Below are 13,501 nucleotides of genomic sequence, written 5' to 3'. Positions count from 1 at the left end.
GGGCGTTTCCGGAGATCGGCTAGCCGATGTTGTTCGACAAATCCGGGATCATCCGCAGTGCTTCGTCATTCCAGTTGTTCCAGGCGTGGATGCCGAAGGCCGGGAAAGAGTAGGTGACGTTACGGGCGCCCAGAGTCGCCATCCTGACTTCGAAAGCCTTGGTGTTGGCCAGCGCCAAGGCTTCCAGCGCCATCCCGTTGACGGTGCCCATGTTCGGGCCGTCGGTACTCGTCGGCAAGCCTGAGCCGGCCGCTATCCACAGCCGGGTGTTGTTGCCCACCAGGTTGGGGGCGAACACGAACGGGTCCATCCGCAGCCACTGTGGGCCCCACGGCGGTGCCATGGAGTCCACGTTGTAGCCGCCCGCGTCGAGCATCGCGAGCCGGATGGCCTCGCGCATGCCGGGGGCCGAGATGTTCAGGTACCCCGAATACGCACCGGCGAAGGAGAATTGGTCCGGGTGGTAGGCGGCCAGCGTCAGCGCGGCCGAGCCGCCCATCGACAGGCCGAACACGCCGTTGCGGAAGCGGTTGAAGCCGAGGCGGTCGGCGAGCGCGTTGCGCAGATCGCCGGTGAGGAACGATTCCCACTGATAGCGGTAGCTCTTGCCCGGTCCACCGGCCAGCGCGTTGCCCGCGCCGGAACCCGACGACGGCGCACCGTTGCCCGCGATACCGAAGAAATCGCTCGGCGCGTTCCAGTCGGCGTAGAAGCTCGACATGCCGCCGACGGGCATCACCACATTGATATTCGCCGCGGCGAGCGCGTTGGGGATATCGGTTTCGATCTCCCAGCCGTTGAGCGTCTCCGGTGCGCGCATGCCGTCGAGGACGTAGACGACACGGTTGGTATTGCCGTCGGCGGCGCGCAGCACGCGCGACTTGATCGGACCCATCCCGGAATCGACCCAGAAATCGAAGGCATTGCCGTTGAAGCCGGCCGAGGCGGGGGCGATTCCTCCGGTGACGGCCGTCGCGATCGGAACGAGCAGAGCCATGGATACGCCCGCGGCCCAGCGCCGAGCCCACGAACCAGGGGCTGCGGTCTTCACGGGCCTACGCTTGCGGCGCAGTGTTCGCATTCGACTAGACCTTTCTCGCAGACCGAACGCGCAAATCCCGAGCTACGCAGTCGGATCCCTCATCGGACGTCGAGAGAAACCAATCCAGGGCAAAACGGACGATTCAACCTCGACGCATGCTCACTGTGTATAAATCGGTGACGAATGGTCTACATGTTGCTGGAAAGTGACCCAGAGCACAACTCCCGGTGATCTGTCGCACATGATTCGTCACCGCCTGTGGCTCGGATCGTGACGAAAACGAAGAAAACCGCCCGGCGCTGACGAGGCACCGGGCGGTTTTCGGGTGGAGCTGGAGTGACTAGCCGATGTTCGCGGACAGGTCCGGGATCATGCGGTTGACTTCGGTCTCCCAGTTGCGCCAGTTGTGCACGCCGGTGATCGGGAAGTCGAAGTGGGCGTTGCCGCCACCGAGGGTGGCCATCCGGACCTGGAACGCGCGGCTGTTCACCATCGCGAGCAGCTCCAGCGGGACGCCCTGGACGATCTCCATCGGGTTGGACACGTCACCGGCGCCGGGAATACCGCTGGCCGCGGAGACCCAGATGCGGGTGCCGTTGCCGACCAGGCGCGGGGCGAAGACGAACGGGTCCATGTGGAACCACTGCTGGCCCCACGGCGGCGCCATCGCGTCGATGTTGAACGCGCCCGCCGAGACCATCGCCACGCGCATGGCTTCGCGCATACCGGGCGCCGAGATGTTCAGGTACCCGGAGAACGAGCCCGCGAAGCTGAACTGGTCGGGGTGGTAGGCGGCCAGCGTCAGCGCGGCGGAGCCACCCATCGACAGACCGAACACGCCGTTGTTGTTGGGGTTGAAGCCCAAGCGCGCCGACAGCGCGTTGCGCAGGTGGCTCGTGAGGAAGGTTTCCCACTTGTAGGTGTTCTTCTTGCCCGCCACCTGGGTGGGCGCGACCGACGAACCGGTCATCGCCGAACCGGTCGCCGCCGAACCGGTGGAGCTACCACCCGAACCGGCGTCGAGGCCGAAGAAGCTGCTCGGCGCGTTCCAGTCGGCATAGAAGCTGGACTGGCCACCGACCGGCATCACGACGTTGATGTTGGCGTCCATCAGCGCGCGGGCGACATTGGTGTCTTTCTCCCAGCCGCTGAGGTCGTCGCCCGCACGCATACCGTCGAGCGCGTACACGACCCGATTGGTGTTGCCATCGGCCGCGCGGAAGATCCGCGACTTGATCGGGCCCATCTCCGAGTCGACCCAGAAGTCGAAACCTGTGGGATCGAAGGCCGCCGTCGCGGTGCCGGTGGGACCGGCCACAGCCGCACCGATCGGCAGCACTACAGCCAGGGAGAGAAGCACCGATCGTTTGAGCCAGCCGGCTCCCCGGGCTCTGAGACGTCCGCCACGCATTCTGTTATGGGCCTTTCCTCATGCGGTTCGCGCGGAACCGCGGTTGCAATGACCGCCGACTAGTTACCGGCACACCAGTGCGCCGACGGGCCGTTCCTCCAGTGACCATATCGCTACATACATAGCTTGGCGTTACCGAAAAGTGATTTAGCGGCGAACACCACTAAATAAGGCCTGGCCAGCCGGTGTGTGTCATAGGTCGACGGGTATCGATACCGACCGGCCGGGCCTGTTCAGCGTGGGGGCTCGGGGAAAGGATCAACCAGCCCACAACGCTGGATCTCGTACTTGGGCACCCGGTCGATCCGGTATTTCGAGAAGGCGAGGGCATTGCGGAAGTTGTGCTTGAACCGGTCCAGGGTGAGCGGTTCGCGCACAGAGATCATCAGCGCCTGGGTCTGCGGGCACGACATCGCCGTGCGCGCCTGGGTGACCCATTTCTCGTCCATGTACCAGGGCATCCACGGGTGGATGTCGACCATGCCCGAGTCCGCCACGACCCAGTCCGGCAGCAGGCTCTTGTCGTGGCCGATGCGGCCGTCGGCGAGCCGGTCCGAGTGCGCGGCCAGCGGGTAGGCCAGGCCCATCGGGTCGATCACGCGGACGTCCAGCGGCACGTTCATGCTCGTCATGCCCAGGTTCAGGAAGTAGACCGTGTGCCCGGAACCCTCCTCGGGGATCGGCTCCGGCGGCGGGTCGAGGTACCAGAACGTGAACGCGGGCGAGTTCAGCAGCAGGCCGCCCTTGGGGTTGGCGGCGATGTCGTTGACCATGGCCCGCATACGCGGGTAGTCGAGGTAGTCCTCGGCCAGGATCGGGTGGTCGCGGCCGGTGTTGAGGACGTAGTAGATGCGCTCGTCGACGATGCCCGACGAGCGGATCTTCGTGCCGGTCGTGATCGCCGTCGTGTTCGACGCGTACAGCGACCAGCCCGCGGTGCCGAGCAGCGCGATCAACAGCAGTCCGACAGACCAGTCGCTGCGCCGCGATCGCACCGGAATCGGGACCACGGCCACCGGCAACAGCAGCAGGAACAGCTGCGTGAGCAGCATCCGCCCGTGCATGAAGTCGCCGCCGACGCGCACCGCGTACACGGTGAGCAGCAGACCGCTGCCGAGCACCATCACCACGACCGCGCTCGGCGAACGCAGCCACGCACGCAGGCCCGCCACCGAGAACTGCGGCAGCGCGAAGCCGCGTGCGACCCCGGCCACCACACCGGCGATCAGCAGCACGAGCAGCGGAATCCACAGGTAGTACGGACCGACGAGGTCCCACAGGTAGATGGCGCCCTGCCCCCATTTGGCCCCGCCCGCGTCCTTGGCGACCGCGGTGTTCGGGTAGGGCAGGCCGTAGTAGCCCATCCGCCAGATCTGGTACCCCACCGGCACGATCCCGGCGACGAACACGATCAGCGCCCGCAGCGCGATCGGCCCGAACCGGAACGCGGGCATCGGCGCCAGGAAGATCATCCCGAGCGCGAGCACGCCGATCAGCGTGGCCTCGGGACGAACCAGCGGCGCGAGCCCGGCCAGGAACACCAGGCCCAACAGGCTCGGCACGCGGACGACGGCGGCCTGACTCCAGCGGATCATCAACCACCACAGCAGCCCGACCCAGCAGATCACCAGGCCGCTCTCCAGCCCGGAGGTCGCGTAGTCACGCGCGGGCGGCAGCGCGATGTAGACCAGCACACCGGCCGGGATCAGCAACTGCCCGCTGGTTCCGCCCCACAGCCGCGCGGTGCCGAGCATCGCGAACACCACCGCGAGCACCGAGACCACCAGCGCCACCCCGAGCACCACGTACTCGAGGCGGGCCTGGGTGAGCCAGGAGAAGAACCAGACCAGGTAGGTCCACGCGGTGCTGGTGTTCGCCTCGACCCGCTCGTCGGCATTGAAGACCGGGCCGTTGCCCGCGAGCAGGTTGCGGACCGTGCGCAGCACGATCAGGCCGTCATCGGCGATCCAGCGCCGCTGCCACGCACCCACCGTGAACAGCGCGGCGGTGATGACCACCCCACCGACGAAGATGGCGCGGGACAGAACCGAGGAACGCGCGTCAGGACGCGGCGACTCGTCGTCGCGTAGCTGCTCGTCTTCGGTTGAATCCTGCTCCGCTACCAACATCTCGTCAGGTGAGATAGACAGCGACACCTACCGCTCCGATCCAGGCAATAGCGAGGAACTGCAGGATGCGGTCCCCCAACGCGATCTCTTCGGGTTCACCGGCCTCGCCACCATCGACGTCGACCGCGTAACGCAGGATTGCGATGGTAAACGGGATCATCGAGATCGAGTACCACTGGGTGTCTCGAGCCGAGTCCTGCTGGAAGGCCCAGAGGCCGTAGAAGACCACGACCGCGGTGGCCGCGAGCGTCCAGATGAAGCGCAGGTAGGTCGGGGTGTAGTACTCGAGCGACTTGCGGATCTTGGCGCCGGTGTCGAGCGCGATCGCCAGTTCGGCGTACCGCTTGCCCGCGGCCATGAACAGCGAGCCGAACGCCATGATCAGCAGGAACCACTGCGACAGCGCGATTCCGGCCGCCGCGCCACCGGCGACGGCGCGCAGCAGGAAGCCCGAGGACACGATGCAGATATCGAGCACGGCCTGGTGCTTGAGCCCGAGGCAGTAGGCCAGCTGGATGCCGATGTAGATCGCCATCACCACGGCCAGGTGCCACGATGCCAGGAACGAACCGGCGATCGAACCGATCAGCAGCACCGCCGACAGCGCGTAAGCCAGGTTGACAGGAACGACGCCCGCCGCGATCGGCCGGAACCGCTTGGTCGGGTGCGCCCGGTCGGCGTCGACGTCGAGCGAGTCGTTGACCAGGTAGATGCCCGAGGCCGCCATGCAGAACACGATGAACGCGATCGCGACATGCACGAGCACACCCGCATCGCCCACCGCTTCCGGCCCGACGGCGAGCGGTGCGGCGAGCACCAGGACGTTCTTGACCCACTGACGTGGGCGCATGGCCTTGATGACACCACCGAGCAGCGTCTTCGGCGGGCCCTTCACAGCACCCTCGTCAAGGACGGCGGCGGACGGTTCTTCGCTCATCTGGGCCAAAGTTCTTTCAGTTGCGGTCACTGTCGGAGTCTCTTTTCGGCGGCTAGCACGGCAGCAGCCGACGCGGCCCCCAAAGCGGAACCGGCGATCACGTCGGAAGGGTAATGCACCCCGAGTACAACTCGGGACAGCAGCATCGGTGGGACGATCACCGCTGGCAAGGGTAGCCCGGTCAGCCGCCCGAGCAACACCGCCGCGGCCGTGGTGGACGTGGCGTGCGAGGACGGGAAGCTCAGCTTGCTCGGCGTCGACACGTTGACCTGCACCGACGGATCGTTGGGGCGCGGGCGGCGAACGATCCGCTTGATCACGATGGACGCGGCGTGCGCGCCGACCGCGCCGACCGCGACACCGGCCCACTGGCGGCGGCGCGGCTTGTCGACCAGCCAGCCCGCGGCGGCGATGCCGACCCAGCCGAGCGCGTGCTCGCCGAAGTGCGACATGCCGCGCGCGGCGGAGACGACGGCCGGGTTGCTGCCGATGGTGCCCTGCACGGCGTTGAGGATCGCGACCTCGACCGGGACCTCCACGTAGTCGCCGCTGCAATCGCAGCCGCCGCAGCAGCCTTCCTCGGCCAGCTCGAGCTCGGGCAGTTCGGTGTCGGTCACTTCGCGGTTCCGTTCAGGCCGAAGGTCTTCTCCCACGCCGCCGTGCTGGTGAGCTCGGCGTGCGCGGCCCGGTAGCGCTGCTGCATCTCCGGGAAGCGGGCGGTGAGTTCCTTGCGCAGGCGCATGGCTTCCTTGAGCAGGTCGCGGGCCTGGCGCGGGTCGCGCTTGCGGTAGACGACACCGCGGCCGTCAGCGGTGGTCACGGTGACGCCGTCGACCTGCGAGAGCAGGTACCAGCGCGCGTCCAGCGTCGGCACGTTGAGCTGCGGCGTCTCGTAGGCGGCCGGATCGGCCTTGCGGAAGTTGTGCACCACGCCCTTGGCCAGGCGCGCGACCTTGGCGATGGGGTTGCCCGGTTCGCCGACCGCGCCGACGCCGTGGCGGTTGGCCAGCGGCAGTTCGGTGGACGAGGGCACGACCACGGCGTCCGGGAACTCCTTGCGCATGCCGTGGATCTTGCCCAGCGCGGTGGGGAGCAGGTCGAACAGGCCCTCGGGACCGGCCAGGAAGTCGCGGATCGCCTCGTTCTGGATGGCGACCGTGGAGTACTCCAGGCACAGCAGGTGCTTGAGGGTGGCCTTGATCGTGTTCACGATCATCGGCTTGCCGTCGCCGGGCAGGTGCAGGGACGCGACCACGAGGCGGTTGCGCAGGTGGAAGTAGGCCTGCCAGTCGATGGCGTCGTCCTTGTCGGACCAGGCCATGTGCCACACCGCCGCACCCGGCAGGGTGATGGTCGGGTAGCCGGCTTCGCGGGCGCGCAGGCCGTACTCGACGTCGTCCCACTTGAGGAACAGCGGCAGCGGCTGACCGATCTGTTCGGCGACCTGACGCGGGATCACGCAGGTCCACCAGCCGTTGAAGTCGACGTCGATGCGCCGGTGCAGCAGCTTGGAGTTGTCGCGGTCCTTGAGCGGGTATTTCGAGAAGTCGTGGTCGTATTCGACATTCGGCGCCGAGGACCACATGAAGATCCCGCGGTCGACGACCTCGCCCATGCTGTGCAGGTGCGAACGCTCCTGCAGGTTCAGCATCTGCCCGCCGACCAGCAGCGGCGACTTCGCGAACCGGGAGAACGCGAGGGCGCGCAGGATGGAGTCGGGCTCGATCTCGATGTCGTCGTCCATGTAGACGATGTACTCGGCGTCGGTCTTGAGCGCCTCGTACATGACCCGGCTGTATCCGCCGGAACCACCGAGGTTGGGCTGATCACAGATCGAGAGCCGGTCGCCGAGTGTCGCGGCGGCTTCGGTGAAGCCGGGCTCGTCGACCACCTTGCGGTTGCCCTGGTCCGCGACGATCACCGCGGCGATGTTGCCGAGCACCAACGGATCCGAGCCGAGCGCACCGAGCGTCTTGACCAGGTCGGTCGGCCGGTTGAAGGTGGGCATGCCGACCGCGATCGAGCCGGTGCCCGCCGCTTCCTGCGGTGCGTACCAACCGCCGGACAGCAGCGTGACGGCCGTGTCGGTGGTGATGTCGAACCAGATCCAGCCGCCGTCTTCGAACGGGCCGAGATCGGTTTCGAATTCCACGACCACCGAGTCCGCGCCTTGTGCGACGGCGAACTCCTTGCCCTGCACGTGAATTCGCGAACCGTCGGCCTTGGACCGGTAGACGTCGGCGCGGCCGTGCCCGGCCAGTTCCAGGCGAAGGACCACCGACTTCAGCACGCTCCAGCGACGCCAGTAGCTGGCGGGCAGCGCGTTGAAGTAGGTGCAGAACGACACCTCCGACTCCGCGCCGATCGACAGCGCGGTGCGGCTGGTGGCGTGCGCGCGACGGGCGTTGGTGGTGGACTCCTCCAGGTAGAGGGTCCGCACGTCGAGGGGCTCACCCGGCCGCGGCAGGATGACCCGCTGCAGCAGCGAGATGGCGCGAGTTTCGGTGGTCACGTCTTCGAGCATGGCTTTCGTCACGCCTCGTCCACCAATGCCGCGCCGGATTCCAGGTGCGGACGCAGCACGTTCTCGAACATGCTCAGCGCCGAACCGATCGCCATGTGCATGTCCAGGTACTGGTAGGTCCCCAGACGGCCGCCGAACAGCACCTTCTTCTCGGCGGTCTCCTGCTTGGCCCGCTCGCGGTAGGCCAGCAGCTTGGCGCGGTCCTCGGGGGTGTTGATCGGGTAGTACGGCTCGTCGCCGGTCTGCGCGAAGCGGGAGAACTCGCGCATGATGACCGTCTTGTCGGTCGGGTAGTCGCGCTCGGGGTGGAAGTGGCGCGGCTCGATGATGCGGGTGAACGGGACGTCGGCGTCGTTGTAGTTCATGACGCTGGTGCCCTGGTAGTCGCCGGTCTCGAGGACTTCGGTCTCGAGGTCGATGGTGCGCCAGCCCAATTCGCCCTCGGCGTAGTCGAAGTAGTGGTCCAGCGGGCCCGTGTAGACGACGGGTGCTTCCGGGTTGGCCGCGACGATCTCGTCACGCACGTCGAACCAGTCGGTGTTCACCCTGACCTCGATGAGGTCGGAGGCGGCCATGTTCTCCAGCCACTTCGTGTAGCCGTTCTTGGGCAGACCCTCGTAGGTGTCGTTGAAGTAGCGGTTGTCGAAGGTGTAGCGCACCGGCAGGCGGGTGATGTTGCCCGCGGGCAGTTCCTTCGGGTCGGTCTGCCACTGCTTGGCGGTGTAGTCGCGGATGAACGCCTCGTAGAGCGGGCGGCCGATCAACGAGATCGCCTTCTCCTCGAGGTTCTGCGCGTCGGCGGATTCGACCTCGGCGGCCTGCTCGGCGATGAGCTTGCGAGCCTCTTCCGGGGTGAAGTAGCGGCCGAAGAACTGCGAGATCATGCCGAGGCCCATCGGCAGCGGGTACGCCTGACCCTTGTGCAGCCCGAAGACCCGGTGCTGGTACCCGGTGAACTCGGTGAACTGGGTGACGTAGTCCCAGACCTTCTTGTTGGACGTGTGGAACAGGTGGGCGCCGTACTTGTGGATCTCGATACCGGTTTCCGGTTCGGGTTCGGAGTAGGCGTTGCCACCCAGGTGGTAGCGGCGGTCGATCACCAATACCCGCTTGCCCAGCACGTTCGCTGCACGCTCGGCGACGGTCAGCCCGAAGAAACCGGAGCCGACCACGATCAGGTCGTACTGGTTTGCCGGGGCATTGGAATCTGCGTTGACGGAGTTACCCGAGGACGATGCGGCGGTCACGGGTGCCCAGCGTATCGGAAGACCACCGTTTGTCCCGGCGGAGTCTCCGACCACGCCTTGACCAGGGCCGATTCATCCCAGATGAAAGCGAGCCTGCCCCGAGTCCACCGTCAGTGCCCCTGAGGCGGGTATCTGCCGGGTCGTCCGGCACGGATCCAGCGGCCGGTAGATGCCTCGCGTAGGGGTCGTAGCCCTGCTGTGGGCAGTCCGGCTACCCCGCGAATCCTCTCCTGCCGGCCATCACTGCCGGTCGAACAGCTGGCGTCGACCGTCAGTACTGCGGGTAATGCTGATAGCCGCTCGGCCGCCCTGCCCGGATCCAGCGGCCCGTGGACGGAGCGGCCGCCAGAACCAGGATCAGCAGGGGGATGATGCTGGTGATTATCCCGCCGACCAGGGTGACCGCCGGCTCTTCCGACCCGGTCGAGACCGCCGCTACGATCGATATCGCACTGAAGACCAGGGCAAGCGTGGAAAGCAGGATGAGGATCACCCGGCCCGCGGTCTTGCGGCGGAACAGCAGAATCGCGCCGAGCAACCACAGCAGGCCCACCGCGGCACCGATCAGCAGGCTGACGGTCGCCGCGGATCGAACCTCGTCCCCGGCGGCACTTCCGGTGTTCTCGCCGAACAGGATCGCCGCGGCGATACCGAGGCCGGCCAGTGCGAGCAGTGACAGCAGCAGTGAGATGACCGCGGCGGTGATCGCCGTGCCGCCGCCCGCTCGCGGCTCACCGTAGCCCGGCGCGTACGGATAGGGCGCGGCGCCGTAAGCCGGTGCGCCATAACCGTTTTGGACGGGTGCGCCGTAGGGTTGCGGATAGCCCGGCTGACCGCCGTACGGGTCGGGTCCGTAACCGGGTTGCGCATACCCCTGCCCCGCGTACGGGTCGTGACCCTGCTGTGGACCGTACGGATACCCCATCGTGTTCCCCCTCCTGGCGAGCTGTCCCTGAAGCCGCTAACTCGCTTCCCGGCCTCGCAGCACCCTCCACGGCAATGCTGACCTGCTGAAACTATACGTTCGGTCCGGCAACATCGTCCGGGCGAGCGAGTGTGTAGGCCGCGGTCCACGGCAGTGCCGCGGACAACAGCACGAGCCCACCGAACAGCGCGCCCGAAAGTGCCGCCGCCCAGCTGTGATTCACGATCGCCGTCACCGCGCCGGGTACCCCGCCGAGGCCGGTCGCAATCGAGCGGATGACGGGTTCGTCGGCGAACCAGTGGATTCCGTACCCGGAGTCGTAGTTCACGAGCGCGGCGAGCAGGCCGAGCGCCCCGAGGGCGAGCTGCGCGCCGGCGGCGACCACGATCACCCAGCGCCCGGTGTCGTCCCTGCGCGCCAGCAGCAGGCCGCCGTAAGCGAACGCGAACATCGACACCAGCCCGCCGAGCGTGGCGAACAGTGTGAGCGAGTCGTCGAGTTCGCCCGGATCGCTCAGGAACGACCGCACGAGAACCACCGCACCCACCAGATTCGCCGCGGCGGCGATCCCCGCGAGGCACCCGGCGACGATCGCCGCCACCTCACCGCTCTTCGACTTCGTCTCCAGCACGACCATCCCCCGACCGTAGCGCCATCAGCCGCGACGTACCGAGTTCGGGAAGCACGCGCGTCGAGCCGACCGCCACCGCTACGCCCTATCGCGTGATGGTCCAGCGCCGCGTCGGCTCACTCAGGCTGAGCGCGAGGATCACCACGTTGAGCACCAGCCACGCGTCCAGCGGCCCGAACCGCCAGCCGTGGCCGGCCCCGTTGAGTACGACGACCAGCAACGTCGCCCCCGCCATCACCGCGGCCATGGTGAGCAGCATTCGCCTGCCGAGCATCCGCCGACGCAACAGCAGCACCGCCCCGAGCAGATACACCACCCCGAGCCCGCCGACGATCCCCGCGCCCACGTAGTCGAGGTCGATCTCGCGCCCGAGCACCCGGAGTACGGCGGTCGCCGTGCCGACGAAGATTCCCGCCGCGCCGACCAGCACCCCGAGCCAGCCCGCGATCAGCGCGGTCACCGCACGCGAAGGCCGCTCCGGCCGCACCTGTTCCACCACTGCCCCCGCTATTTCTCGACGTCGCCGTCAGTTATACGGCGCGACGCCCGATCGAGCACGGTGTGGGCGATTGTCACCTCACTACCCGATCGTGCGCCCGTCAACCGCTCAGGCGGGATGAGCTGCGACGTAAGCGCGGAAGGCTTCGAGGATGTACTCGGCCACGCCCTGGCCGTGCACGTCGTAGTTGCCCCGGAAGCGAGGGTCGGCGACGTACATTTCGCCGAGGCCGAGCAGGTATTCGTTCGATACCGCCTTGCCCTGCGTGCCGACGCCGAGCCAGGCGCGATGCCGGGTGACGATCGCCTGGACGACGTCGCCTTCCACGGGAAGTCCTGCGGTGAAGGCCTTTCCGAAGTCGGTGGCGATGTCGAGCTGGGTCTGCTGGAAGCCCTTCTTCTCGGCCTCGGTCAGCGAACGCCACCAGCGATCGCCGCTCTCGTAGGCCTCCTTACCCCAGCGCTCGGTGACTTCGTCCTTGTACTGCGTGTGGTCGAAACCATCGAAAACCTCTGCGGCCATGAGTGGTTCACCTCTTTCCGTCTTGTGCAGAGTGGTCGACACCGATTCGATCTGTCGCGCCACCCGATCCTGCTGCTGCCGAAGCAGTGCCAGATGGGTGCGCAGCGCACCGGCGGTGTCCTGTTCCCCGGCGAGGACCTCGGCGATCACGGGAAGGCCGAGGCCGAGTTCGCGCAGCAGCAGAATTCGCTGCAGCCGAACAAGAGAGGTCTGGTCGTAGTAGCGATAGCCGTTGGCCCCGATCCGGCTCGGCTCCAACAGCCCGAGCTGCCCGTAGTGGCGCAACGTACGACTGGTGGTTCCCGCGGCCTTCGCGAGGTCCTGAATGGCCCATTCACCCACCATGACCTGCTCCCTTTCTCGTCGGTCCCTCCACTCTGCAAGTTGACGCTACGTCAAGGTCAAGACGCGAAGCCGACTTCGACCTCCACCGTGTCGCGCTCGGTGTACATGCGCCACAACCGCGCGCCCAGCTCGGCATTATCGATCCGCGGCAGCACCAGTCCGGGGGGCACGAGGTCGGGATTCGCGTCGATGACCGCCTGGACCGCGCTGTTCTCGATGAGCGAGCCGATGGCGAACAGCCCGACATAGACGCCGGTGCCGTCCACTTCGCGTGCCAGCTGCCGCACGTAGGCGCGCTGGGCCCCCAACGCGACCCCGACATTGGCCAGGTAGGGCTGCAAATACTGCTCGGAGGCGCCGGAGGTGAACAGCAGCGTGCCACTGCCGCGGGCGAGCATCGCGGGCAGCAGGGCGCGAGTGAGCAGGATCGGCGAGTGCACCTTGAGCGCGATCGGCAGGGCGAGGGACGGCAGGTCGACGTCGATGGTCGTGGCGCTGCGCACCGACATGTCGGCGGCCGCCGCATGCAGCGCGACGTCGATCGGCCCCAGCTTCTCCTCGACCCGGCCGATCACGTCGAGCACTTGCGCGGGATCGGTCACGTCGGCGATGAACGGTTCGGCGTCGATGCCCTCCGCACGCAGCGCCGCGGCGCGTTCTACCGGGTCGCGTCCGATCACCGCGATCCGAAAACCGTTGCGGCCGAAGTGTCGTGCTGTTCCGGCGCCGAGTCCTGGTCCGTAGCCGAAGATCGCGAGCGTGCTCATCCGATACCCCTAAGTTGAGTGTTGGTTCAAGTTATGCCGAACATAGCACTAAGTTGAACCCATGCTCAAGATATTTCGGCCACCGGATTTGTAGGATCAGCGGATGCCCGAGGACAAGCCGTTGCGCAGTGACGCCGAACGCAACCGCGTCGCGCTGGTGACGGCAGCCCGCGAGATCTTCGAAGAACGCGGGCTCGACGCTCCGCTCAAGGACATCGCCGCCCACGCGGGCGTCGCGATCGGCACCCTCTACAACCGCTTCCCCACCCGCGACGCACTGATCGCCGCCGCCGTCGCCGACCGGCTGGAAGCGGGCGGCCGGGTCGCCGAACAGGCACTCGACATGACCGACCCGTGGGAGTCGTTCGTCTTCCTGGTCGAGAAGATCTGCGAACTCCAGGCGTCCGACCGCATTCTCGGCGACCTCGCGCTGCGAAATCCCCCCAGCGCCGCCGTCGAACGCGCACGCGAATACGGCCACAGCCTCATGCGCCGCATCATCGTCCGCGCCCAGCAAGCCGG

At 67.0% G+C, this 13,501-nt stretch carries 13 protein-coding genes; 1 reads left to right on the top strand and 12 read right to left on the bottom strand.

The genetic code is table 11. From position 1 onward, the window contains the following. Nucleotides 1-19: 19 nt before the first annotated feature. The 12 genes from ACFWF3_RS06915 to ACFWF3_RS06860 all read right to left on the bottom strand — a co-directional run bounded on the left by ACFWF3_RS06915 (nucleotide 20) and on the right by ACFWF3_RS06860 (nucleotide 12,979). The gene (locus ACFWF3_RS06915; RefSeq protein WP_378989494.1) at nucleotides 20-1,081 is read right to left on the bottom strand and encodes an alpha/beta hydrolase; all 1,062 of its coding nucleotides are present in this window, start codon (nucleotides 1,079-1,081) and stop codon (nucleotides 20-22) included. Between the two features lie 301 nt (nucleotides 1,082-1,382). Continuing rightward, complete coding sequence (locus ACFWF3_RS06910) at nucleotides 1,383-2,453, bottom strand: alpha/beta hydrolase (RefSeq protein WP_378637999.1); 1,071 nt, start codon at nucleotides 2,451-2,453, stop codon at nucleotides 1,383-1,385. 233 nt (nucleotides 2,454-2,686) lie between these two features. Next, nucleotides 2,687-4,582: a flagellar motor control protein ZomB gene (gene zomB, locus ACFWF3_RS06905; RefSeq protein WP_379312829.1), complete on the bottom strand. Its 1,896-nt coding sequence runs from the start codon at nucleotides 4,580-4,582 to the stop codon at nucleotides 2,687-2,689. 4 nt (nucleotides 4,583-4,586) lie between these two features. Further along, entirely contained in the window at nucleotides 4,587-5,519 is a 933-nt protein-coding gene (locus ACFWF3_RS06900) for a decaprenyl-phosphate phosphoribosyltransferase (protein WP_378989492.1), read from the bottom strand. Between the two features lie 26 nt (nucleotides 5,520-5,545). After that, nucleotides 5,546-6,058, bottom strand: a complete 513-nt coding sequence (locus ACFWF3_RS06895) for a phosphatase PAP2 family protein (protein ID WP_364403367.1) — start codon at nucleotides 6,056-6,058, stop codon at nucleotides 5,546-5,548. A 74-nt stretch (nucleotides 6,059-6,132) separates the two neighbouring features. After that, nucleotides 6,133-8,043, bottom strand: coding sequence for a glycosyltransferase (locus ACFWF3_RS06890; RefSeq protein ID WP_378989552.1), 1,911 nt, complete (start codon nucleotides 8,041-8,043; stop codon nucleotides 6,133-6,135). 8 nt (nucleotides 8,044-8,051) lie between these two features. Further along, nucleotides 8,052-9,290: a UDP-galactopyranose mutase gene (gene glf, locus ACFWF3_RS06885; RefSeq protein ID WP_379312828.1), complete on the bottom strand. Its 1,239-nt coding sequence runs from the start codon at nucleotides 9,288-9,290 to the stop codon at nucleotides 8,052-8,054. Between the two features lie 271 nt (nucleotides 9,291-9,561). Further along, nucleotides 9,562-10,215, bottom strand: coding sequence for a hypothetical protein (locus ACFWF3_RS06880; RefSeq protein WP_379312826.1), 654 nt, complete (start codon nucleotides 10,213-10,215; stop codon nucleotides 9,562-9,564). Nucleotides 10,216-10,306: 91 nt separating this feature from the next. Then, on the bottom strand, nucleotides 10,307-10,852 hold the full coding sequence (locus ACFWF3_RS06875; protein WP_378989489.1) for a hypothetical protein: 546 nt from the start codon (nucleotides 10,850-10,852) through the stop codon (nucleotides 10,307-10,309). Between the two features lie 79 nt (nucleotides 10,853-10,931). Further along, a complete protein-coding gene (locus ACFWF3_RS06870; RefSeq protein WP_379312825.1) occupies nucleotides 10,932-11,342 on the bottom strand; it encodes a hypothetical protein in 411 nt (136 codons plus the stop codon). 111 nt (nucleotides 11,343-11,453) lie between these two features. Beyond that, nucleotides 11,454-12,212 (bottom strand): MerR family transcriptional regulator, encoded by a 759-nt coding sequence (locus ACFWF3_RS06865; RefSeq protein ID WP_379312824.1) that lies wholly within the window; start codon nucleotides 12,210-12,212, stop codon nucleotides 11,454-11,456. A 56-nt stretch (nucleotides 12,213-12,268) separates the two neighbouring features. After that, nucleotides 12,269-12,979, bottom strand: coding sequence for an SDR family NAD(P)-dependent oxidoreductase (locus ACFWF3_RS06860; RefSeq protein ID WP_379312823.1), 711 nt, complete (start codon nucleotides 12,977-12,979; stop codon nucleotides 12,269-12,271). Nucleotides 12,980-13,082: 103 nt separating this feature from the next. Between ACFWF3_RS06860 and ACFWF3_RS06855 the strand changes: the two genes are divergently transcribed. After that, the coding region (locus ACFWF3_RS06855) for a TetR/AcrR family transcriptional regulator (protein WP_379312822.1) at nucleotides 13,083-13,501 on the top strand (419 nt) is incomplete at its 3' end.

It is taken from the genome of Nocardia sp. NPDC060220 (assembly GCF_042727815.1).
GTDB lineage: Bacteria > Actinomycetota > Actinomycetes > Mycobacteriales > Mycobacteriaceae > Nocardia.
Note: the sequence above shows the minus strand (reverse complement) of the source record. Positions and strands in the feature narration are given on the sequence as shown.